The following is a 26,082-nucleotide window of genomic DNA, read 5'->3' as shown; positions in this document are numbered from 1 at the left end:
ATAGTACTTTATTCAAAGACTTCTCCGATAAATCTATATCAGGAAAATCAGATATCGTGAAGGCAGTTTCTGTAAAGGATGAATTCACGAACATTTTAAGTTGATTTGTTAGACTATCTGCTACCTTTTGGATCGTCGAAGATTTATACTGTTTACTGCTAAACATCCACGTAATGTGTAATTTCCCGCCAACCACCATGCCAACTACATCAATGAAATGAGCACGTTTGGAATCCCTATTATGGTTTGCTTCCGTAAATCTAAGTTCCTCGATAAACATCGACTCTGATGAGACAACCTGATCAAACTGGCCCAGATAGTTAAAACTAATGGAAGGGCTGTCTTGGACTGCAAATAAAGATTTACATTCTTGGTTGAAGTAACGTAGGAGCCCGTAATCAATACCTTTGTTTGGAATCTGGCGTAATTGTTCTTTGACCGATTTCAGAACTTCGACCGACCCAACAATTCCAGTGACATCCAAGTTAACGGGATACATGCTGGTAAACCATCCAACGGTGCGTGAAATATCCACACCTTTGATATTTTCTTCGCGTCCATGTCCTTCCATGTGGATAGAGAGTACTGATTGGCCTGTCCATTGTCTGAAGGATTGAACTAATGCAGACAGCAATATCTCATTGATTCTAGCCTTATAGATAGTTGGGTTATATTGTAAAATAGACTGAGTCTCATGCTCATCCATGACAACGGTAATTTGTTCTACATATTCTTCTGTTGTCCCTACTACCGAGTAATCCACTGGAACTGTATTAACTACTTGCGTCACAGATTTCTTCCAGTACTCCTGCACCTCTTTGGCGACTCCTGATTCTCCGAAAGTCTGTAGCTGATTAGCCCAACTTTTGAAAGAAGTACTTTTGGCCGGAAGTAGAATAGGTTGACCGTTCTTCATTTGATTATAGATAGTCTGCAAGTCCTCTAGGAGTATTCTCCAAGACACACCGTCAACAGCCAAGTGATGAATCGTCCAAAAAAGACGTCCAGACTGATTCTTCTCTTCCTCAAAATACACAACTTTCATCAGTGGTCCCGCTTGTAAATTTAAGCTGGACTGAGTACATTCGATCACCTCATGGATCATTCGATCCCAAGAATCTCGCAAATGCTCATCCAGTTTGACAACGGTAAGGAAGTCTCTCTCGACATGTCCTTCATTGCGTTGCTGCCAAGTGCCATTTGGTTGGAGATCGTATCGAAGACGCAAAGCATCATGATGCAACATGATGGATTGGAGTGCTTCTTGTAAGAAATCTACATTTAGTCTCTCTTTTGTTCTCAAGAGAACGGACTGATTCCAGTGATCCTGCTTAGGATGACCTTGCTCAAAAAACCAGCTTTGAATTGGAGTAAGCGGGACTTCTCCTGTCACAATCCCTTGCTCGGCATGTGTTTGTTCGTTTTGTCCAACCACTTGGACTAACTCGGCAATCGTCTGATATTCAAATAATTGCTTAGGTGTTAGCCGAAGTCCTGCCTGATTAGCACGGAAGACAATCTGAATACTTAGAATAGAGTCTCCGCCAAGCTCGAAGAAATTGTCATAAATACCCACATGCTGCAGACCCAATATTTTCTGCCAGATCGCAGCAAGAATTTCTTCCTCTTGATTTCGTGGAGACACATGCTCCGATTGGATTGCGTATTTATCTAGAGCAGGCAACGCTTTACGATCAATCTTCCCGTTCGGAGTCATCGGGAGGGTTTCCAGCTCTACAAAGTGAGCAGGTACCATGTAAGCTGGTAATCGAGCCTTCAGGTGTTCTCTCCACTCTTTGACGGTTCCATCACCCACGATATAGGCAATGAGTCTCTTATCACCCGGTTCATCTTCTCTCACGATTACCACAACTTCATGCACGGTAGCATGATCATTCAACGCTGCTTCAATTTCACCCAATTCAATACGAAATCCTCTAATATTGACTTGGTGGTCAATTCGGCCTAAGAACTCCATTTGTCCATCCGGGAGATATCGAACCAAATCTCCTGTACGATACAGCTTCTCTCCATTTTTTTTCTTGAATTGGTGGGCAACGAATCGTTCTTGTGTCAAATCAGGACGGTTCAAGTAACCACGCGCTAGACCTGCTCCGCCCACGTACAATTCACCTACGACTCCAATCGGAACGGGTTGACGGTTCTGATCGAGCACATATGCTTCCATATTGGCAATTGGACGCCCAATTGGGGGGGTGCTTCCCCTCGAGTCGTGAAACACATTGCTCACAGTGGAGACGACCGTATTTTCCGTTGGACCATAATGGTTAACCAGGGAGAACGGTATCTGTTCAGATGGATATTGTCTCAATTGATCACCACCAGTTAACAGGTACCGCAGGGTAGTTTGTTCTGACCAGTGTAGTTTCAATAAATTTTCAGCCAATTGGGTCGGCATAAAACTGATCGTAATTTGGTTATTGATAAGCCATTCTCGTAAAACTAGCAAATCGGTGCGAATACTTTCCGTTGGCAGGTACAAGCTGGCTCCTGCCGTCAGGTACGGCCATATCTCCCATACAGTTGCATCAAACGCGATACCGGCAATTTGTGTTCCTCTATCTTCTTGGGTCACCTGATAAGCATCTCGATGCCAGTATACTAGATTCAATAAAGAATGATGTTCGACCATAACGCCCTTTGGCATTCCTGTAGAGCCTGACGTATAAATTACATAAGCAAGATTCTGCATCGTAGATGAATCGACTGGTGCTATAATACTTTCTTGAGTGATTAACTCTTGATCCCGATCTAAACAAATGGTTTCGATGCTCTCTGGTACCCAACCTCGTAAATACTCCTGAGTGATCAACACAGATATACCAGAATCTTTTACAATGTAGCACAATCGGTTATCGGGATAGTTCGGATCAAGTGGAATGTAGGCTGCACCAGTTTTGAGGATCGCAAGGAGACCGATTATCATCTCTGGCGATCGCTCTACACAAATCCCTACCAATGACTCCTCTTGGATTCCACGTTTTTTCAGGTAGTGAGCCAGTTGATTGGCCCGTTCGTTCAGATAACGGTAAGATAACTGCTCCGTTTCATATATCACTGCTAGGGATTCTGGATTTCGTTCAGCTTGCTCCTCAATGAGTTTTTGGACGGTTACTTCTGTCGGATACTGTACCAAAGTCTCATTCCAATCCTCTAACAATTGCTTGCTTTCAGATTTCGACATCATTGTCAAAAGTTCCAGCGGTTTCTCAGGATGCTCTACCACTTCGTTCAACCAGATTTCAAAATGACTGACCATGCGCTCTACAGTTTCCGAATCAAACAGATCTGTGTTGTATTCAAATGTGGTCAACAACTCCGTTTGGCGCTCCTCCATGAACACCGTCAAATCAAATTTGGCAATTGAGACATAACTATCTACCCATTCTAAGATTCGTCCCGGTGCAGGTGAAAGCTCCCGTGAACTAGTTTGCAGAGTAAACATGGTCTGGAATATCGGTGTATGACTCATATTCCGCTCTGGCTGAATCTCTTCCACAACTTTTTCAAAGGGTACATCCTGATAGTCATGCGCTTCTAAGACCTTTCTTCGCACCTGAGCCAGTAGTTCTCTAAATGTTGGATTTCCTGTAAGATCGGCTCTGAAGACCAGCGTATTGACGAAGAATCCGATCATACCCTCTATTTCTTGGTGGTTTCGGTTGGCAATCGGGCTACCTATGAGAATGTCTTCCTGCCCAGTATAGCGAGAAATAAATGCCTGGTAAGCGGCCAACAATGTCATGAATAAGGTCGAGCCTTCTTGACGGCTTAACTCTTTCAGTTTAACAAGCAGTGAACGCTGAAGAATGATTTGATGCACAGCACCTCGATGAGTTTGGACTGGCGGTCGAGGGCGGTCGGTTGGCAATTGTAGGACAGGAAGTTCGCCGGATAGTTGTTCCCTCCAATAATGAAGTTGTTGTGCCAGAACGTCCTCTTTCAACCATGTTCGTTGCCATTGTGAAAAGTCAGCATATTGCATAGCTAGAGGTATAAGCTGAGATGGCTTATTGTAAGCCGCTTCCTCGTGTAAAGCTAACCATTCATTAAGTAGTACTCCTATTGACCAGCCATCTGAGATGATGTGGTGCATCGTGCACATAACTACCCATTCATCTTGGTGCATGTGGATCATTTGAATTCGCATTAATGGACCTTCTGCCAAATCAAACGCCGTTTCTGCCTCTTGGAGAGCCATTTGTTTCATCAGCGCTTCTTTTTCATCCGATGCGAGAGCAGTCAAGTCAATTACAGACCATGTTTGTGGACAGTAGGGTTGAATCACTTGCATGGGTTGACCATCCACTTCATGGATCACTGTTCGTAATACCTCATGCCGTTCAATCAGATAATTCAACCCATTTTCTAATGCCTTTATGTCCCATGACCCTTTCATTCGCCATACGGCAGGAATATTGTAGAGAGGACTGTTTGGCATTAAGCGGTCAAGGAACCAGAGTCTTTGCTGCGCATAGGACACCGGAATAGCTTCTGTGCGATCCGTCAGAGTGAGTGGCGGTAACTGTGATACTCTTTTCCCGTGCCGTAATTGCTCCAAGCGTTCAGCCAACGCTTCAACCATTGAATGCTCAAATAACTCACGGATTGGAATCGTCACTTGGAATGCCTCTTGCAGACGAGTCACCACTTGCATAGCTAGCAAAGAGTGTCCACCCAACTCGAAGAACGAGTCGTAAATCCCTATGTTTTCTATTCCCAAGACTTGACCCCATACCATTGCTACCAGTTGCTCACTCGGGGTTCTAGGTGCGATATAACTTTCGAACACTCGAAGTGAACTTGGTGCTGGTAAAGCTTTACGATCAATTTTTCCGTTTGATGTCAATGGAAGAAATTTCATATGAATAAAATGTGAAGGAACCATGTAAATAGGTAACGATCCTTTTGCATGCTCTTTCCATATCTGCTCATTCCCATCACCAACGACATAGGCTACCAATCGCTGATCACCTGGTTCGTCCTCGCGTACCATCACTGTTACCTCTCGAACAGAGGAGTCGTCATTGATCACTGCTTCAATTTCGCCCAGCTCGATTCGAAAACCACGGACTTTAACCTGTTGATCCATTCGTCCAAGATAGTGCATACTTCCATCTGGACGGTAACGGGCAAGATCGCCTGAACGATATAATTTTGCGCCTTGTTCTTGGCTAAATAAATGTGGAATAAATCGTTCCTCGTTTAAGTCAGGACGATTCAAATACCCACGAGTTACCCCGCCTCCACCAATATAAATTTCACCAGCAACACCAATCGGAACTGGCCTCTGATTCCGATCTAGTAGGTAAATCTGCAAATCTGGAATTCGTTCACCGATTAAACTACCTGAAGCGCTGACAGCGTCCTTCATGGTCAACGGATAATAGGTAACATGGACTGTTGTTTCGGTAATCCCATACATATTGATAAGTTGAGGTTGCTGATCGCCATAAATCTTGAACCATGGTAACAGGCTGGACGGCTCTAATACTTCACCGCCAAAGATTACGTAACGAAGGTTTAATCTTTCTTGCTTGTTATCTACCTGCTCGCAAGTTTGAATTAGTTGACGAAACGCAGAAGGTGTCTGATTCAGAACGGTCACCTTTTCCTTTACCAGCAAACGATAGAACTCTTCGGGAGAACGGCTAATCCAATATGGAACGACAACCAATCTGCCACCGTAGAGTAACGCTCCCCACAACTCCCACACAGAGAAGTCAAAGGCATAGGAATGGAAAAGCGTCCATGTATCCTTCCCATCAAACTGATACCAATGCTGGGTCGCCGTAAACAGACGAATCACGTTCTGATGTTCAACCATAACACCTTTCGGGTTTCCCGTAGAACCCGAAGTATAAATGACATATGCCAGATGATTTCCTGTTACGTCACTTGTAGGTGTGATGATGCTCTCTTCCAAAATCTTTGCTTCATCCCGGTCAAGACAAATAACATCTATACCTTCCGGCTGCCAGCCCTGCAAAGTCTCATTAGTCACTAGTACCCGAATATTAGCATCTTGCAAGATATAGCGTAGACGGCTTTCTGGATAGGTCGGATCAAGCGGCACGTATGCTCCACCAGCTTTTAGAATTGCCACAATCGCAATAATGATCTCTGGGGATCGGTCCAAGCACAGTCCTACCAAAGAATCTGGTTTGATCCCTTTTTTTTGCAGATAATGAGCCAATTGGTTTGCTCTTTTATTTAGTTCATGGTATGTCAACTGTTGATCTTCGTACACCACTGCTACAGCTTCTGGGTAATTCATAGTCTGTTCTTCAAACCATTTGTGAATGATTCTGTCATGTGAATATGCATTTGTTGTCTCATTCCACTCTTCGAGCAGTTGCTTGTGCTCATCTCTCATTGTATACACGATGTCAGCCAATTTACGTTCTCCGTTTTCTATTATCTGAACCAAAGTTTGTATTAGATGACCTTGAATCCTTTGAATCGTTACTTCATCAAATCGACTGCGATCATACATGAATCTTAGAGACAAGCAAATACCTGGAATAACAGCCAAACTCAACGGATAGTTGGTCTGCTCAAATACCTGCATTTGGCGGATAATCACCTCTGTATCCAATTGCAAATCCTTTGTGGGATAGTTCTCAAAAACATATAGTGTATTGAACAGAGATATGCCTCTAGGTACATCGCTCCATCCCTGAACTTCAGTCAAGGACGTGTGCTCAAATTGTCTGCGTTTCATTTCTTTCATTTGCAGCTCACGTAGCCAATCGATAGCCTTAGTCTGTTCTGCAACGTGAACACGTGCTGGCAGTGTATTGATGAAGAGACCAACCATTCGTTCGACACCAGACAATTCAGACGGTCTTCCTGAACTAGTTACACCAAACACGATTTCATCCTCACCGCTGTATCGGCTTAATAAGAAAGCCCAAGCACCTTGAACCAGCGTGTTTAATGTAATCTGGTTGTTCCGTGCCCACGATTGTAAGTCCTGGTAAGAGCTACGGAAAGAGGATGGAGAGATTCACCGTAACCGGATTGATTATCGCAATCTGTTATGTCGATTCCAAGTGGCGTAGGAGCAGTAAATCCTTTCAATTCTTCACGCCAGAATTTCTCTGCCTGCACCATGTCCTGACTCTTGATCCAGCGAATATAGTTCTGGTAAGCAGGTACCGACTCCAATTCGATTTTTTTATTCGTAGCTAACGCATCATAGACAACCAACACTTCATTAAGAACATGTTGCAGACTCCAACCATCCAGTAAAGCATGATGGTGGCTCCATACGAAACGGTAGGCGTGGTCACCAGTATGAATCAAGAACATACGGCTTAATGGAAGCTGTTCAAGATCAAATCCCTTAACACGCTCCGAACGCAACAAGGCTACTATGCGAGTATCTTGTTCATCACGAGAAAACCCTCTCCAATCCTGCTCTTCCATAGCTACAGATACGCTACGATGAACAATCTGGTGCGTGATACTCCCCTCTTTCCAATCAAAGCTCGTACGCAATACGTCATGACGATCAACAATCAACTGCCACGCGAGTTTAAATAAATCTGTCCTCAAATCTCCTTCAAAGGTGATGACACACTGGCTGATATAATCTCCACCATCAGCCTCATACCAGGAATGGAAGAGCATCCCATGTTGAAGCGGGGCTAATGGATAGATCATCTCAATATCTGGAGTATTCTGGATAATGCAATCTAATTGTCTTTGATTCAATTCTGCCAATGGGAAGTCGGACGGTGTATACCCGGACGATGTATATCCGAACGATCCTTCTCCTGTGCAATGGGCAATCAACTCATGCAATCTCTCCACAAAAACTGAAGCAAGGTGCTCAATCGTAGAATTTTTCATTTGCTTATGGCTGTACATCCAATTGATTTGCAATTTTCCATTAATAACTATCGCAACAACATCAATCATTTGGGTACGCTTGGAATTTGGGTCAAAGTTTGCAGTCAACTCAAGTTCATTAGTAAAAATAGAATCGGTGGAACTAGCTTGACCAAATTGCCCCAGATAGTTAAAGCTGATTGAGGATTTCTGCTGAGTTTTAAGCAACGACCCTATCTCCTGATTCAAATAGCGTAGAATTCCATAATCCACACCATGGTTTGGAATCTTGCGCATCTGTTCTTTCACAGCTTTCAAGGCATCTGCCGAGGTGTTTGCTCCCTTGATACTAATTTGTACAGGATAAATACTGGTGAACCAACCAACAGTTCTGGACAAATCAACGCCATCCATGATTTCTTCCCGGCCATGCCCTTCTAATTGAACGGACATGGAGGTTTCACCCGTCCATTGATGTATAGTCTGTGCCAACGCCGTCATCAGCACTTCCTGAATGCGAGTTCGATAAGCAGCAGGGACATCTTGAAGCAGAGCTTGCGTCTCCTCTTCACAAAGAGTGACAGTGATACGCTCTGTAGAACTCTCTGTGGTGTCTTCTGCAAGATAATCAGTTGGCAACGTGTTAACTTCCATCTGGGCATGTTGTTTCCAATAGTCTCGTACCTTTTGATCGCATCCCGATTCACCATAGGTTTGCAATTTTTCTGACCAGGTTTTGAATGAAGTCGTCTTGTCCGGAAGCCGGATAAACTGACCCGCCTGTGCTTGTCGATAAATCGTTTGCAGATCTTCTTGAAGTATGCGCCAAGAAACACCATCTACTGCCAGATGGTGAATCGCCCAAAATAACTGTCCGTAACCGTGTATGCCTTCGTTAAAATAAACCACTCTCATCAATGGACCCTCATGTAAGTTTAAGCTAGCCTGAGTAGATTCAATTACGTTTTGAATCGTCTGATCCCACTCTTTTTGCGGAAGATCGCCAAGATTGACCACTGTAAGTGATGCTTGTTCCCCTAATCCTTCATTACGCTGCGTCCAAACACCGTTCGTTGAGCAATCATAACGCATGCGAAGAGCGTCATGATGGAAGAGGATGGCTTGCAAAGCTTCCCGCAACAACTCGATATCTAGTTTTTCACACAAATGTAACAGCATAGACTGGTTCCAATGGTGAGCGTATGGATGCGACTGCTCAAAGAACCAATGTTGAACAGGTGTGAAAGCAACCTCGCCTGTGACCGCTCCTTGCTCTGCCTCGATAAATGCAACTTCGCCTACAAAGTGAGCTAATTCTGCAATCGTCGGGTACTCAAACAGTTGTTTTGGAGTAAGTTTGAGACCGGTCTGATTGGCTTGAGAAACAATCTGAATGCTCAGAATCGAATCACCACCACTCTCAAAGAAGTTGTCATGAATACCAATCCGTTTCACACCTAGTACCTTTTCCCAGACAGATGAAAGAATCTGCTCCCGTTGATTGCGTGGGGCTACATAGGCGTCTTCCTTTCCTTGTCGCTCTGGAGCCGGCAAGTTTTTGTAGTCGATTTTTCCGTTTGTGGTTAACGGCATGACTTCCATTTGGACAAAGTATGAAGGTAACATATAATTAGGCAATTGAGCCTTTAAATACTCTCTCCACCCTTTGATACTCCCCTCTCCCACCACATAAGCTACTAATCTTTTATCTCCCGGTACATCTTCTCGAACTAGAACGGCTGCCTGAGTGATCGCAGGATTCCCTTGTAGTGCGCTTTCAACCTCTCCCAATTCAATACGGAAACCTCTTACGTATACCTGATTGTCCATCTGTCCTACGAAATCCAAGGTTCCGTTGGGAAGATACCTTACCAGGTCCCCTGTACGATACAAACGAGCGCCTGCATAACTATTAAATGGATGAAGAATGAAACGCTCTTGCGTCAGATCAGGACGATTTAGGTAACCACGGGCCAGACCGGCTCCTCCAATATAAAGCTCTCCTATTACACCTATTGGTACCAGCTGTTGGTTGCGATCTAAAACGAACACCTGAACGTTGGCAAGTGGTTGACCAATTGTCGGAGATTGATTTCCTTCATATACACTCATAGTTGCTGCGACTGTTGTTTCGGTCGGTCCATATCCATTGATAAATCTACGTCCATTTGACCATCTTTGTGCAATTTCTTTGGTGCACGCCGAACCAGCAGAGATTACCACTTTTAAATCGTTGAGCACAGGCTCATCCAGAACAATTAATACAGCCGGGGGAAAGGTAGCATGTGTCACACGATTATCTTGTAAAAATCTTAGTAACTGCGGACCTGGAATAACATCGTCTTGCGTTGGTATGCACAGCGTTGCCCCTGCAAGAAAGGTAGTAAAAATCTCAGATACTGCGGCGTCAAAAGCCAGAGAAGCAAACTGAATAACCGAGTGAGTGGAATTAAGCAGGAACAAATCTATTTGGGCATGGACAAGGTTGCATAAGCCTTTGTGTTCCAACAAAACCCCTTTCGCATTTCCTGTAGAACCTGAAGTGTAAATGACATAGGCCAAATTTTGCGGCGTTGCCCTACAATTTGGTGTTGAAGTGCTTTCTTGGGCAATCTCTTCTTGTTCCAGATCTAGAAAAACCGTTGTTATTCCCTCTGGTAACCAATCTTTCAATGCTTCCTGTGTTATAAGTAGCTGTATACCTGCATCCTGTACAATATAGCGGAGGAGGGCTTCTGGATACGCCGGATCAAGTGGGAGGTACGCTGCGTCCGCTTTCAAAATCCCCATCATTCCGATGATCATCTCAATGGAGCGTTCCATACATATGCCTACAATTGATTCTGGTCCTACTCCTCGTTTTTGGAGGTAGTGTGCAAGTTGATTGGCACGTTCATTTAGTTCTCGATAGGTCAGATGTCGACCTTCATGAACAACGGCTATCGCCTCTGGCTTGCGAGATACTTGATCCTCAAAAAGTTTGTGGATGACAGCATCACTCGGATACTCTATTGTTGTATCGTTCCATTCATCAACCAGTTGTTTGTGCTCTGCCTCAGGCAAAAGAGAAACTTTTGAAATGCTTTCTCGTGGATTATGTAAAACAGATTGGATGAATTCTTGGAAGTACCTCGTTAACCTACTAATCGTATGTAATTCAAATATGTCGCTGTTATATTCCAAATTAAAGCATATATTTCCATTATTCTCTTCTTCAACGATAAGTGTTAAGTCGAACTTAGCATTATTTTTTTCGATAACATAGGGTTCCAATTTTATACCGTGTAAATCGAATATATTTCCAGCATTACCGAGGTGAATCGCTGCATCTTGTCGCCAAGCCTTTTGTAAGACAAAAGCGGTTTGGAATACTGGCGAATAGCTGGGATCTCGGCTTTCCATCACATGTTCTGCCATGAGGGAGAATGGATAATGCTGATGTGAAACGCAAGTGTCATACTCTGCACGAATAATAGATAGCAGATGTACGAAAGAAATATCATCCGTAAAACCAATTCGGATCGGTAACATATTAACAAAGTAACCACAAACCTTAACATACTTATTTTTACGGCCAAATCGAGGCGTACCGACGATAATTTCATCCTGTCCGGAATAGCGATGTAGGAATGCAAAGTAAAGAGACAGCATCACCGTATACAGTGAAGCTTCTTCTTCCTTGCAAAATACATTCAATTTTCGACTTAACTCACTACTTAATTCAAATGGATAAAGCTTGCCATTCTGCGATGGTATGGCAAGACGGTTATGATCAATAGGAAAATTTAGAATTGGAAGGTCTCCAGAAAGCTTTTCTTTCCAGAATAATTTTGATTTGTAGCCTTCTTCACTTGTAAGGAACTCTTGTTGCCAATCGACGAAATCGGAGTATGCATATTTGAGGGAAATCAGATCAAATGTGGAACCATTCTTCAGATGTTTGTAGAATATCCCAATTTCATCGAGTATTAGAGAGAACGTCCAGCCATCAAAAGCAATATGATGACACATCAGAAGCAGGATGTATTCTTCATCAGCACAACGAATCAACCTGCTTCTTAGTATGGGTTCTTGTTCTAAATCATAAGGTTTATGTGATTCCTCTGTAAGATACTGATTTACAGAAGAAACATCCCAGCCATATGCATCTAAAAAGCCAAAGTCTACTATCGGTTCATTGTGCACTTTCTGTACAGGTTCTTGTTCCCACGCATAAATCGTTCGGAAAATCTCATGGCGTTTTGTCAGTTCTTTGAACGCTTGTTTTATATAAGATGCATCTATTTCTGAATAAATTTTCCAAGCAAACCGTTCGATATACATAGAGCTTTTGGGGTGCAAATGGTGATGCAAATAAATAGATTTTTGCCCTTCAGATAAAGGGCTTGTCTTTATAAACTCCTTTGTTGTTACTGGCAATATTGCAACCTCCTCAGACGTGTCATTTTTAATGTTTCAGACCGATGCCCCACATGGAAATCTAGCCTGATCGGACAAAAAAAGTGTCGGAAACGCAAAATGTCATTTTTTCAATTTTTTCTCATAATAGAATAATTGGATTACTAGTAGGTGTGAATGCAATATTTTTGAGATCAACTATCCGACATATTTCTATCTACCTAACTCACTATCGTTGCATAAAAATCACGGCTATAAGATATCGGAAAATTCAGACAATCTTTTTAAATTAGGTCAATATCCTCTCCCTCTTAAAAGTAGCCTATACATGGACAGCACTGCCTTTCTGCTTGATCTGTCATCTGGTTTTCAAGCGAAATATCTACTTATCACATCCGATTTATCCATTATATTCTATTATTAGTTAATTACAATTAAAAACTACAAATTTTATATGAAAATGACTTGCGAAAGTTAGGAAATAGGAACGTAGACCCGGTCATAACGAATAACAAGTTCAACCGATAGAAAAGGAGCTGAGCTTGTGAAGAGGGAAAGTTTGCTGGACGTATTTCAATATATTCCGGAGATAGAAAAGGAAATGGAATTCGACATAAGCTGAAAGCTATTATGTAAACGCGATCCTGGCGATTATAAGCGACCGCAATACGTATGAGGACATGGAAAGGTTAGGAAAAGTCCGTGAAGAATGGGTCGACACCGTACGGCAAAGAGTCAGCCCTGAAGTGATTGCGATTTGACGGCAAAACGATACCTCTTAGAATGGACATTGGTAAAGCCTCTGGTTTTAACCGATGAAATTTAAATGGATGTTTCTTAACTCTCCTTCTACCGTTTCAATTTGTCCTGTCAGTTTTTGCTTATCGCAATTCATTGCCCTCTAATAATCCTGTGTCTTTTCTTCAGACATGGCTTTTATCTGATCGCTTTTCTTCACCTCTATAGGATTGCGAAGAAGCCCCCAACTCCACTGTTACAGCGGGTTGACAGCTTCATTTGGGTAGGTTAGATTCTTACCCGTATTTCGTCATAAATTCGATTCTGGCTGATGAGAAAGCCCTAATCCGGTTTGGCTGGTTCAGCCTGTGTCGATTTTCAGTTTCTGCAGGTCTGCGGGGAATAATAGTCCAATTGTATAGATTCTTATTACTTTGTTGTACCTTGACGCTCCTGAATCATTGCTGCTACTTCTTCCACCTGAGCTTGAACGGCAATGGGATCATACGGCCAGAACCGGTCTCCATCCAGCTTGAACACCCGGTTGTTCTTTACCGCATCAAGCGAAGCCCATATCGGTGAATTCTCGTCGAACTCGGCACCGCCAGATATATCGAGAAAGATATAATCGCCCGCATAATCAGCCATCTTCTCCTCGGATATGCTAAGCGCGTCTATCTTAGCTTCAATCAGATCCTTCCTCACCTTGTCAGGCGGGGTCAGACCAAGCTGTTGGTAGATGGCTTGTCCGCCGCGGTTAACGCCATCTCCGTAAATATAAAACTCTTTTCCGAAGGGCCCCATAATCGAATAAGTCGATCCTTCCTTAACCAGCCCTTGTATTGAAGCTTTAGCCTTCTTTACCTTATCGTCAAACACAGCAAGCCATTCCTCAGCTTCCTTCTCCTTACCGAGAATCTCGCCGAACGCTCTCATTTCGACATGCACCTCGTGATAAGTACCATAAGGAATCACTAGCGTTGGCGCAATTTTTCGATACTGCTCATTCAGCTTCTCATCTCCCCCAACTGTCACAATCAAGTCAGAATTAAGCGATAACATTTTCTCAACTGAGCCGCCATCAATTTGGCCGATATCCTCGATACCTTCCGATAAATGTTTCATGTACGGGCTGTCGATTTCCCAATAAGGCGCACCCACGGGCTTAATTCCGAATGCCAGAAAATTGGCTAAATAACCTTGTGTAATAATTCGCTGTGGATGTGCAGGTATTTCAACATCTCCATGTTTTGTTGATACGATTTGGGTATCCTGTTTTGCATTCGGAGCGGATTTCTCTTCTGTACGAGGAGATGTACCCTGTGCAACTGATTCAGTGTCCCCACTGCCAGTTGATGCAGCCGTATTCGTGGCGGACACGGAATGAACAGGTTCGCCGTTCCCAGATCCACCACATCCGCTAAGTACAACTACGAATAACGCTATTAGGATTGCACCCCATTCTCTCTGATTAAGCCTTATCAACTTCTCCCTCTCCAATCAATAATGATTATCTTTCTCAATTAATACTTCATCATCGTAACCTCCCATTCACCAATCGTCTATTTCAAAATGTGACCACTTGAGCATGGACAATCGTTACTTCGTGTGGACAACTGTACCACCAAGCAGCAGATCTGCCATAATACCAAGTTGCTTCTCCAAGGCTGCAGCATCATTACACCAGAACTCCTCCAGCTTAAGCGGATAAATACGTCGTCTGCCTTGGGCCAACAGTTTTCGCCATACTTGCCGATCGTTAAGCTTATCCGGAAAGCTGTGATACAAGTCAGATGACCCGGAAGGGAGCACTACAAACATATGATCTGCCGCGTACTCGGGCAGAAGCGACTCATCAATAAACAGATGAGTGTCCAGTGCAAGTACCTCTTGCTGAATTCGGGGATGCGGCGTCAACTTTAATCCATGGTATAAATTAAAGGAACCTCTGGCGGTCGAATTCCAGATACAAATCGTATAGTCTTCCCTGACCTCGTATAGCCCGACCGTGTCACCTGGACGGATCAGCTCTTTCAGCTTGGAGGCTATTGAAGCTGCCCGCGACATATAACGATGAATCCACTGTTCTGCTGCGTCTTCTCGACCAACGACCCGCCCCATAAGACGAACCGCCTCCATCCGATCCAACCGGTTCCACGGTAGCACAATCACGCTTGCAAGCTGCTCCAACTGCTCTAATTTGCCCGGCCAGTAATAAAGATACTCCGGAGCCACAATCATATCCACTTCAATCGTTTGTAAACGCCTCATCGTTTCATCCTGCTCCATATCAAGCATTCCCTCCAGTTCCTCGATCAAGAACGGAGACACTTCCCACGGCGTAAACGGCGCCGCAATCGGCTTAATCCCAAGAGCTAATAGGTCACCTGTATACTGCATCGCCACAATACGCTTGGGCTTAGGCAGATTCCGGTATTCAGTTGGTGACATTCCGACAATCTGCTTGAACTTGCGGCTCAGATACAGTCCGTCTGCGTACCCAACCTTTGCCGCGATCGCGCCCAACGTTGCATCACTAGTGAGCAAATATTGCTTCGCTTTATCCACTCTGACCCGGCTCAGATGATCGGAGAAGCTGCGGCCCACCCGTTTATGGAACAAACGAGAGAAATAACTCGTATTAAACCCGACCATCTTCGCCATCTGAGAGCGAGTCAATTGTCGATCGTAATGACGATTCATATATTCTAGAGCTTCCCATATAACAGAATCCACCTTTTCTTCGACTGGCTTCAACGCCTGAATAAACAAGTCCAGCAGCTCGCTTAACAGGTAATGTTGTCTGGCTTGTACAGCATGCCCATCCGTCATAGATTCCTTCGCAAGTTCTTTCAGTACGGTTACAGCTCGATAAGTCAATGTCCCTGTATCGGCAACAGAACCGTGAGCAGGCAGCTGCGTAGGATCCAAGCTATATGTAAGCTTGTCCCCGTTATCCTCAATAAGAGCATAACTCTGAAAACAAACCCTGAATAGTTGCACGGAATTAGGCGCTGCTGCTATATCCAGTTCCACCATCTTGCCAGCTCGCAGCAGTAGCATTTGCCCCTTCTGGAGAAGCCTCCACTCGCTGTCCCATCGGATTTTTATTGTATGATCACAGCTTAGCAGCGAAGGAAACTCATCTGACACCACAATCTTCTCCACTCCTGCTTGCCATCTAATGACTTCTGTTAGTTTCAGTAAATGCATATGTACCCACATCCTTGCCCCTCATTTTCTCTATGTAGCAGTTCTCTGTTTTTTCCCCGATCTAATCGGTCAGCATTGGCGCTAAGAGGGTAAGTTCCCTAGGGGTCTTCCCTTTGTATGAGTATACACAAAAAAACTTGACAGACCTATTGATAAAGGTAATCAAGCCTTACTTGTTTAGTCTCTTATTATTATTTTACCTAATTTGTGCCCTATCATGACTAAAGGAATAAGTAGCAAACCTGATGGCGCATATAAAAAAAAACTCCTTTTAAAGATACAAGTTCTTCAATAATCATTCTATAAAATAAATAAATTGAATACGGCAGTGTAATTAATAACCCAGTAACGACTTCAGGGGTATAACATTTCAGATAAATTGACTGCGTCAGATGAGTAAAAACATGGATCAATAACAAGAAATTGAAACCGAACAAAAAACAAGTAACATTGATGCTCTACAGCATAATAGATCACTGGTATGAACACAATAAACTCCAAAAATACAGCCACTGCAAATTGAGACGATTTAACCGTTGACATTTTCTTCAACCAGCTACCTATAGCATCGGGAACTAACCTGCTTATTCTCGAATAATGTTTCTTCATCTAAGATTTGCGAAAGCTCATTAGGAACGATGAGTACCAATTTCTTATTTTGGACAAAGAACATATCTATACTTAAGCGGAAATATTGAATGTGACTTAACCGTATTTATAAACTCCTGGATGAGGCTTTGACTGAACAGGATTCCATACATAAACAGCAACTTTGTACGCAATTGTTTGAGCAGCTTCATAAGAACTCATTTAGAATATTGTCCGATGATTGGATATTGAGAGAACGTGATAAATGGGAAGAAAAACTTTTTACGCTTAGTCAGTTCATGTCTGAGCGTTGCTTAGAGTCAGGGGAAATAGTTGAAGCCATTAAGTACTTGGAATGGGCGATTCATTTCCAGCCCGAGAATGAAGAAGTTCTGAAGCAGATTGGGGACTTGTATTTGAGTTATAGCCAGTTGGAACAGAAAGATCTAGAGAAACAGAGCAGTTAGATGCAACAACCTCACATAAACAATCCCATGGCTATAATAGCCATGGGATTGTTTTAAGTTCCACTCACCATCTCTTTCGAAGGTTATAGTTACCTGGACCACATAAAATGTCGGCAGTTACAAGTGCATCGAAATCATCTTTTGAAAGTTGTGAGATAAGTTCATACTGGATACATATTTCAATTATTTTCTTGCATTCTTTGTAGCTAATATCCCTAAGGTTTTGATGATATTTGTACCATTGAGATAATCCTGAGTAGCGGATAGAATCCTCAAACCAAGGATTTCCCCCCTGGCAGTTCACCTATCTACATACCTATAATCTATTTGCATAACATGGATAATACGAGCTTGAATTATCATTTTTCAAAATACCTATTGCACTAATAATCTCACTAATAAATTAGAATTTATGCAGTTTCAAATATTTGTTTTTATTGGTAAATATACTTGAGACATTATTTTTATATCTGGTACTTCTGAATCCTCTACCTGAGTATCTAATATCGCTCTCATTAATGCCATACAAAATTTCATTCCAACTTCTTCAGATATTATATCCTTTAAGTAAATATTTGTATTATCATATTTCTCGGGAAAATCAATACAAAAATATGTCATTTTTTTCTTTTTTTCTTCCCATATTCTATATTTCACCGTGCCTTTACCATCAATTTTCCCTTCAATACCTTTAGTTAGAAATTTATCTATTTGTCCCACTTTACTCCACGTGGCTAAGTTTTTATTTATATAAACTTCATCCCATGTATCAAAAATAGGAAAATGTAATAATAAATTTCTTATAAAACTAAACAAATCATCCGCAATTATCCCTTCAAAATGAGGTCGTCCACCTTTTTTCATCCAATTAATATATTCTTTAATCGGCTCATAACTCAATAATTCTTTATATATCGAAAATGATTCTCTTAGTTTATAAAATCTTATTTTAGCATCCTTATTAATAAAATCATCATTTACAACTTCTTCATATAAATCATAGAATCTATTATAAAGTAATGATAATACTTCTTTCTCTTTTTCGTTTGGTTTTAATTCTTCTATTTTAATCCCCCCACAAATTCCAGTTTAGCTGCATTTTACAGATATTATATGGCATATTCTTTTATTATAATTCTTTCAAAATCCGCTTAGAATTTGTTGGTCTTTCCCTTATCTTTCCGATAACGTTTGGCATTCCTGACGTTCAAGCAGCTTAAGGACCGTAGGTCCGGGTCGTCAAACTTAGCTGGTTGAATGTATCGCCTGATTAACCTCCTTGAAATCCTTCTAAGCGATCCAGGGCGAATGCCCGCAGTAGGAATGCTGTGTTATCAGATGTACCCGCCTTCGAAGCGTTACCTATGTAAGTGGGTTCTCTCCAAATTTTTCCCACAATAATGGATATCTTTCCTCTAGGTCTTCTTCTTCCCAATCAAATTCGATTTCTATTGGTTCAAATTTATATCCTCTGACTTCTAATTCATCAAAAAACTCTGTATTAATTTCGTCATCATACTCAAATTCACCGTTTTTTTGATATGTGTATGCATCTGATGCCACTGATAAGATCTCTTCCAATTGAGGTGCAAATACATCTTCTTGTAAATTATCTTCTGTCAAATATTCAGCCAAATATTCAGGATTCTTTAATGCCTTATTATATAGTTCTTCTCCTCTAGAAATTAACCAACCTCTAAAGTAGTCAAATCCATCATCGGAACATCCCCCCATTATTACGAAAGCTGCTCCCCATAATGAAGGTGTATAAGACTGATCCATCTTGTTCTTGAACTCATTTTCAAAATTAAAAATCTCATCAGTTTTTTGTTTAACTAATTCATTGGTTAACCATTCTACTTGTCCTTCACCATGTTCTTTGGAACGATTTATCAATTCCCAAAAGTTATTATTCATTAGAATTAACCACCTTTTATATTATTTTCTCTTTGCGGGGATTTCTTATAACGTTTCTGTATCTACGAACCCGAGAGGTTTAAGGCGCATACGCGCCGGGTCCGCCGGGACTTAGCCTCGTAGGGTTGTGAGCTGAATTCGCTTCTCTGCATACCTCATCTTGCGAACCAAGGGCCGAACAGCCCGAAACGTAGATACGGTGTTAGACGATACCACCTAGCGATACTCTCATAGTTCTTTACGAATTAATTCATCTAATTTACTTGCTATCATGCCAGCGCCCTTATTAATATTACCAATAATATGTGCATGCATTTTGTGGACAGCTATCTTATATTTTTTGTTGCTATGCCTGATTATACGGAAATTCGGAGAATTTTACATAGCTAGAGAAAGTATGAATTTCTGGTTTAATTCATTTAAAAATAAAAACCCTGATTTCCGATAACGTTCAGTTATTCACGAAACGACCCTGATTTTTTTTATAAGCTTCCTCTTATTATTACTATTTTTTTAATATTAATAATAATCGATAGAATGCAATTGATAGCAGCAAGACCCATCCAAATAAATATTGAATACGACATCCACACCCTTATCATATAATAATTATTATTGAATAGATAAGGCCAAATGAATACCAATGCCAAAAACATAATGCTTAAGATAAGTCTGACACTACTTCCAATTAACTTCCTGACTCCTGTCTTTTCATCTTTAATGTTTAGTTTTATTCCTCTAACTAGTTTAATTGCCTTAAGACATATGTTAACGACTGCTACTATTACTAAGAATGAAAATATCATATCAATTAATACATAAACGTCATCATAATTAAATTTATTCATAGGATTGCCATTCATACTTTCATATATATTATTAGCAATTTGCGATGGTGCAGTTGAATTCATATTAGCCAGTACAAAAATGGCCTGCTGCTTTTCTAAATTAATAATAACCTGTGAGGAATAATTAGGATTAACTCCACTATGACTAACAACTCTATTTTTAGTATCAATACTCCATCCGAATGAATAGTATTGATTTTCATCTTCATATCCAGCCGTTTTGATGTCGACTTGATGAGACTGTTGTATAGCATTCAATAGATCTGGTCTATCGCCTATCCCCATTTGGGCATTAATCCAGCGTTCTAAATCTTTTGAATTCGTTACCAAATATCCTGCAGCGATATTCCCATAATATCTAGGGGCATCATATTCTAAGTCCTTACCAAATAATACACGATATCCTTTGGTAAGTTTATCAGATTCCTTTTCCTGACCTGTTGTAAAATAACTATCAGTCATCCCTAAAGGAACCAGTATGTTTTCAGTTACGTAATCCTGATAACGTTTACCTGTAGCTTTTTCAATAATCATCGCTAAAATATCATAATTAACGGTAGCATAATTATATGCTGTCCCAGGATACGTATCTAATGCAATGTCTGAAACATTATGTATCGTTTTTTCAAGCATATCCTCAGTAGTACCTTCAGGAACTAACCGAATACTCCACGGTGGAATTCCACTTGTATGAGCTAACAACTGATTAATAGTAATATTAACTTTCTCACCCTTAATGGTTGGCTCAAACGAAGGAATATAATCTGTAATAGAATCTGAGCGAGATAAGTATCCCTCATTTTCTAATAAAATAACGGCCAAAGCCGTAAATGCCTTTGTAGTCGATCCCAATTCAAATAATGACTCTTCAGTTACCCTCTTCTTATTATTAACATCTGCATATCCGTAATTCTTATATTCTGTCTTGCCCTGGTTTAACAATACCACTGCTACTCCTGGAGTGGCCGATTTGGACATTATGGTTTTCACCATACTATCCGTATTATCATAATTTCCTGTCCTTACCAAACTACCAAGTTCATCCCAACAAACTATAGTAGTAATGATCACGATAAGTAGGATGACACATACTGTTGATGTACCTGTTTTACTTAGTATTTTCTTCATTGTAATTCTCCCTATTGTAAGTCTTCAAAATACGATACACCATCCATAATTACCTGCTTGGTGCCTTTATGACATAGAAAAGCGAAGTTCCTGAAGCCAATTAATTTTAAATATTTTTTGAGTCTATGCTGATTCCTTTCTATTCTTCTGGTGGTTTCGTCTAACGTATTATTCACGAAGTTCGTAAATATAAGGAATACAATTGATTAAACGAAATCATCGTGTTTAAATAGCCTTTTTGAAGCATGTTTTTATTATACTATTAAATGGAAGAACATGACGATCACTAATCTTATACTTTCAAACAAAAAGCCTCCGCCAGTTCCTTTGGCAGAAGCTTCTTAACAATTGATTCACGCGAACATCCCAGTTATGTGGCTGTGTACACAGTTAATGAAATCAAAATTTAAAACTTCGCCAATTAACTTGATTAATCGCAATAGCAGTAATAAAGCAATTATTAAGTACATTGTAAAAATTGTAATCTCCCTGCTTATAAATTAATCCAGTAGAATTTATTAATGAGAGCGTAAAATATTTTGTGTAAATAGAAAAAGGAAGACCTTTTCTTGTAGAATTGAGTTACCACACAAAATTCACAGAGAGAGGTCTTCCCTATGAATCATTTTACAACAGATTTAGTTCAAGCTCTAGTCACAAAAAAAGATGTGACGGAGGTTTTTCGTAATCACTTAGAAGCTGCCATGAATCATCTGCTAGAGACGGAGCTTACTGCATTTCTAGACTATGAAAAATATGACCGTATAGGCGTAAATTCAGGTAATTCTCGAAACGGTGGCTACTGTCGAACGCTTCATACCGAGTATGGGGACCTGCAGTTAGTTAAACATTCCTCGAGATCGTAATGGAGAGTTTAAGCAACAGACCGTAGCACCGTATAAACGCTCAAATGACACGCTAGAATCCTTCGTCATTCACATGTTTCAAAAGGGCGTAACGATGACGGAGATTGCCGACCTAATCGAGAAAATGTATGGTCACCACTACACGCCGCAAACCGTATCGAACATGACCAAAGTAATGGTCGAACATGTCGATGCTTTTATGAAACGACCACTTGAGAAGCGCTATGTGTGCGTCTATATCGATGCTACCTATATCGCGGTTAAGCGTAAAACCGTATCTAAGGAAGCGGTCTATATTGCCGTAGGAATTCGTGAGGATGGCACCAAGGAAGTACTCACGTACGCCATTGCACCAACCGAATCAGCGTACATCTGGAAAGAACTGCTCCATGACGTGAAACAGCGTGGTACTGAACAAATCCTTCTCTTTATCTCCGATGGACTCACAGGTATTGTGAATGCGATTCAGGAGATCTATCCGCAGGCAAAGTACCAAACATGCTGTGTTCATTTAGCTCGTAATATAGCCCATAAAGTTCGCGTCTCAGATCGAGCAGAGATCTGCGAAGACTTCAAATCCGTCTATCGATCCGATGATGAAGAAGCTGGTAAAGCAGCTCTAGCAACCTTCTGTGACAAGTGGAGGGCTGCTTATCCTAAGGTCGTTAAATCCCTACAAGAAAATCCCTACATCTTTACGTTTTATAGCTTTCCAAAGCCTATTTGGAGAAGCATTTATTCGAAGAATTTAATCGAATCGTTTAACAAACAGATTAAGAAATACACAAATCGTAAAGAGCAATTCCCCAATGAAGAAGCACTTGAAAAGTTCTTGGTTTCACAGTTTGAAAGCTATAACCAACGCTTTGCTACACGTTGTCATATTGGTTTTGATCAAGCTCGCTCAGAACTGCTAGCTATGTTCTTGACCAAAGACTAATCCTAGTTCTTCAAGACAAGGTTATTTTTATTTACACATAAATCTTGACGCTCCCTTATTAATATGAAAATTACTATATAGATTAAGTTGATATGTGATACTAAAACCTCAGAAGTGTATTCGTGTTTAATTTTTTTCTGACTCATAACAACAGAAATAAAAAACTGATTAACCCATACTCCTACTAAGCGATATAAAATTAGAAATAATGTAATCAGAGTATAGAGTATACTATTAAGATTAATTGTGAAATTGGGGACAAATAAAAACAGCAATGCACTACTACCCAGAATAAGTAACAAATATATGAAAGAGGTAACAATCATAGTGGTAATTGTCGAGTATACTTTAAACAATATAACTACTATAAAAAATATAATTGCATCTACAATTAATGTAATAAGTAAAATTCTTGTAAGGCTGTTATACACACTAACGCCTATTAAGATGCCCATTAACAAGAACAATATAAACTGATTGATTTTATTTTTGTAATTTAAATGACTCAAAATCATTATTACTCCTAATAAAGAACCCATAGCCGAAATAAGAGTGACAAGGATCGCATAGTAAAGAATTCTGGGTTCCTCATGAAGGTTCAGATCAGGCCTGTACTTTTTTAGTGCAAAAATAGAGCCCCACAATATTATCATGCCAGCAATAGAAAAACTTATTTTAAATTTAGTTGAAGTATTGGATATAAAAAATGAATTGCTCATTTTTAGTGATGGTCACCCCGAATAACAGCATTCTTTTCTAAACATAAGCCACAAGATTAACTGTCTTATCATACCACAAAATGGATGAATATGACGAACGTTGTTCCTGTATCCAAATGAATAACTTCCACTAATACTATTAGCTGAAGCTTCTATAGAAATTGATTCACGCGAACATCCCATCAATGACAGGTCGTGTGGGTCAATAACGTCAGCTAGAAGACCACATTCCTTTCGCTTCTTATCGGAGTCAGAACGCAAAAAAGGACAATCAACAAGAAGTGCTGCAGCCTTCTTAAGCTGGAGATATATAGAGCGGCTTATCAATGGATTCATAATGAAAGATTAATTACCGCTGAATAATACAGGTCCTATGTCAATTTTTCTGTGGAGCATTCGTCAACCACTCAGCCAATTCTTCTGTCTGCATCAACACCGACAACGGATCAATGAAATAGGAGCGGCTGTTGGACCAGGCATATAGTCTGTCATTTTTGACTGCTTCCAGCTGTCCCCAGATTGAATCCTTGCGAAGTTTCTCCAGTGATCTCTCGGTAGTCAAGATAATATAGTCTCCGGCATATTGCTCCAATAATTCCATTGAGATATCCTTATATTTCTCTTTCAAAAAAGCTTCATCATAGGATGGAGGTGATATCCGTCCTAGATTCTCGTAAATAACTTGTCCGCCACGGCCAAACTCACTGCCATATATACTTAATGTCTTGTCTGTTTCTTGCATAATACTAAAGGTTGCATCTGAGGGTATCACTGCTTGGACCTTCGCATTGGCAGCAGCGATTCGCGCAGTATAATCGGATATCCATGTGGTGGCCTCCTCCTCCCGCCCCAGCAGGTCTCCAAAGAACTTCACTTCCTCTTCAATGGATGAAAAGTTCCCATAGGGAATGGCAACCGTTGGTGCAATTTTATTGTACTTTTTATATTCTTCCTCATCCGAGGTCATTACGACAATCAGATCGGGATTAAGATCAATCAGCTTTTCAAAGGAAACATCACTGCCGGAAGAACCGACAATCTCAATATTGTCCGTTAAACCACTGAAATACGGGTTGTCCATGATGCGCGTCGTAGAGCCGATTGCATTAGCCTTCACTGCCAGAAGACTGCTCAAATATTGAATCGCCACGATGCGTTCGGGTTTTTTCGAAACTTCCACCTCTCCGAATATGGTATTCACGATCTTGGTGGCTGCCACAGGCGTTGTTTTCTGAGTTGATTCAGAAGAATTTGAGCCGGGAGCAGATGTTTCCGATGGAGACTGTAGACTAGAGTTCCCCCCTCCGCAAGCTGTAACCAATAAGGCCATACAGAGTAGAAGTGTTGCCATCATATTTTTTCTAGATGTTCTGTTCATGTGATACTCTCCTCTTTTTTATAGTGATAATAATTATCATTATCAACATAACATTGAGAAGTGGACTCTGACATGGACAATCCCCACCTTTTATATGGATTAAACCGAACATCCTCTTCACCAGACAGCTCTTTTTTGAAATGGCTGGGAGAGAGACCGACGTTCTTTTTGAATATACGGTTAAAATAAAACACATCCTCATAGCCTACACTCTGGGAAATCTCACCAATCGAAGCATCCGTGTATTGCAACATATGACACGCTTTGCCAATACGAAGTCCAATTATTAGATAATCGATCGGGCTGCGCGTCGTTAATTCCTTGAATCTACGGGCCAGATACTGAGGATTGTAGCCGAACCTCTGTCCTAGAAGCTCCAGCGTCAACGGTTCGTCTAGGTGCTTATGCATATACTGGACTACTTGCTTAACAACTTCTGTAGGAAGGAGATCAACTCCTAACTGCTGTTTTTGCTGAAGCATTTCCAGAATAAATTGATAGAACAGTGTTTTCACCACAAATTTATCCTTCTCCGTCGATTCGCTCCATGCCTCTTCCATTCGCAGCATTATCTGATAGAGCCCTACAGGCTGTGCGGGAGCAAATGCAAATATTTGCTGAGACGGGGGAATTTCTCCCTTGTTCAGAAAATATCTTCGGCGGAGCGAAAATTCGCCACGATAAAGCACCAAATAATATTCCAGATATTCCGTTGCTTCAATATCCAGCCTCATACCCTTGCAGCCATGTAAACAATAAAAATGTTCAGCTGGATGAATAAGCCCATCCATCCGTATCTTCGCTTTACCCCTGTACAGGAATAGAAAAGCACTTGCAGGCAAATGGTAGCCGTTGCTTGATTCTCCCGCAGCAAGTGTATACAGACGGATGTCGGCCAGCTCAATATGTAATTGATTCCAGACTTTGTACTCTTCTTGCTGTTTCATCGTATGATGAATGCTCCTTCCTATAATCCTTTATTTATGCGCTTCATTAGCCACCCTTATACATTACTTGTTTTCATT

Annotated in this window: 10 protein-coding genes and 2 pseudogenes; 2 read left to right on the top strand and 10 right to left on the bottom strand. The window is 41.1% G+C overall.

Features of this window, described 5'->3' with window-relative positions; translation table 11 throughout:
• Positions 1 to 19: 19 nt before the first annotated feature.
• The 5 genes and pseudogenes from UB51_RS26255 to UB51_RS29575 all read right to left on the bottom strand — a co-directional run.
• Positions 20 to 6,952: pseudogene (locus UB51_RS26255) on the bottom strand (amino acid adenylation domain-containing protein); the annotation flags it as partial.
• Between the two features lie 5 nt (positions 6,953 to 6,957).
• The gene (locus UB51_RS06525) at positions 6,958 to 12,276 is read right to left on the bottom strand and encodes a non-ribosomal peptide synthetase (RefSeq protein ID WP_052675775.1); all 5,319 of its coding nucleotides are present in this window, start codon (positions 12,274 to 12,276) and stop codon (positions 6,958 to 6,960) included.
• Between the two features lie 1,146 nt (positions 12,277 to 13,422).
• Positions 13,423 to 14,478 carry an ABC transporter substrate-binding protein gene (locus tag UB51_RS06520; protein WP_052675774.1) on the bottom strand — a complete coding sequence of 352 codons (1,056 nt, stop codon included), beginning with the start codon at positions 14,476 to 14,478 and terminating at the stop codon, positions 13,423 to 13,425.
• 114 nt (positions 14,479 to 14,592) lie between these two features.
• Positions 14,593 to 16,206, bottom strand: a complete 1,614-nt coding sequence (locus UB51_RS06515) for a helix-turn-helix domain-containing protein (protein WP_160297231.1) — start codon at positions 16,204 to 16,206, stop codon at positions 14,593 to 14,595.
• 221 nt (positions 16,207 to 16,427) lie between these two features.
• On the bottom strand, positions 16,428 to 16,643 hold the full coding sequence (locus UB51_RS29575; RefSeq protein ID WP_160297230.1) for an HXXEE domain-containing protein: 216 nt from the start codon (positions 16,641 to 16,643) through the stop codon (positions 16,428 to 16,430).
• A gap of 300 nt (positions 16,644 to 16,943) precedes the next feature.
• Here UB51_RS29575 and UB51_RS06510 point away from each other — a divergent pair, with 300 nt between their 5' ends.
• Positions 16,944 to 17,261, top strand: coding sequence for a hypothetical protein (locus tag UB51_RS06510; RefSeq protein WP_044876614.1), 318 nt, complete (start codon positions 16,944 to 16,946; stop codon positions 17,259 to 17,261).
• A gap of 420 nt (positions 17,262 to 17,681) precedes the next feature.
• Here the strand turns inward: UB51_RS06510 and UB51_RS06505 are convergent, their stop codons facing one another.
• From UB51_RS06505 to UB51_RS06495, 3 genes are all read right to left on the bottom strand, one after another.
• Positions 17,682 to 18,125, bottom strand: coding sequence for a hypothetical protein (locus tag UB51_RS06505; protein WP_234405557.1), 444 nt, complete (start codon positions 18,123 to 18,125; stop codon positions 17,682 to 17,684).
• 498 nt (positions 18,126 to 18,623) lie between these two features.
• The gene (locus UB51_RS06500; RefSeq protein WP_044876612.1) at positions 18,624 to 19,178 is read right to left on the bottom strand and encodes a DUF4240 domain-containing protein; all 555 of its coding nucleotides are present in this window, start codon (positions 19,176 to 19,178) and stop codon (positions 18,624 to 18,626) included.
• Positions 19,179 to 19,660: 482 nt separating this feature from the next.
• On the bottom strand, positions 19,661 to 21,154 hold the full coding sequence (locus UB51_RS06495; RefSeq protein WP_044876611.1) for a serine hydrolase domain-containing protein: 1,494 nt from the start codon (positions 21,152 to 21,154) through the stop codon (positions 19,661 to 19,663).
• Positions 21,155 to 21,771: 617 nt separating this feature from the next.
• Here UB51_RS06495 and UB51_RS06485 point away from each other — a divergent pair.
• A pseudogene (locus UB51_RS06485) lies at positions 21,772 to 22,960 on the top strand (IS256 family transposase).
• Between the two features lie 1,095 nt (positions 22,961 to 24,055).
• Here the strand turns inward: UB51_RS06485 and UB51_RS06475 are convergent.
• Positions 24,056 to 25,057 carry an ABC transporter substrate-binding protein gene (locus UB51_RS06475; protein ID WP_044876607.1) on the bottom strand — a complete coding sequence of 334 codons (1,002 nt, stop codon included), beginning with the start codon at positions 25,055 to 25,057 and terminating at the stop codon, positions 24,056 to 24,058.
• Complete coding sequence (locus tag UB51_RS06470; protein WP_044876606.1) at positions 25,054 to 26,004, bottom strand: helix-turn-helix domain-containing protein; 951 nt, start codon at positions 26,002 to 26,004, stop codon at positions 25,054 to 25,056. Before UB51_RS06470 ends, UB51_RS06475 begins: the two co-directional genes overlap by 4 nt.
• Positions 26,005 to 26,082: the final 78 nt, after the last annotated feature.

The sequence above is a fragment of the Paenibacillus sp. IHBB 10380 genome, from assembly GCF_000949425.1.
GTDB lineage: Bacteria > Bacillota > Bacilli > Paenibacillales > Paenibacillaceae > Paenibacillus_AQ.
The sequence above is the reverse complement of the archived record's forward strand: the minus strand, read 5'-3'. Positions and strand labels throughout refer to the sequence as shown.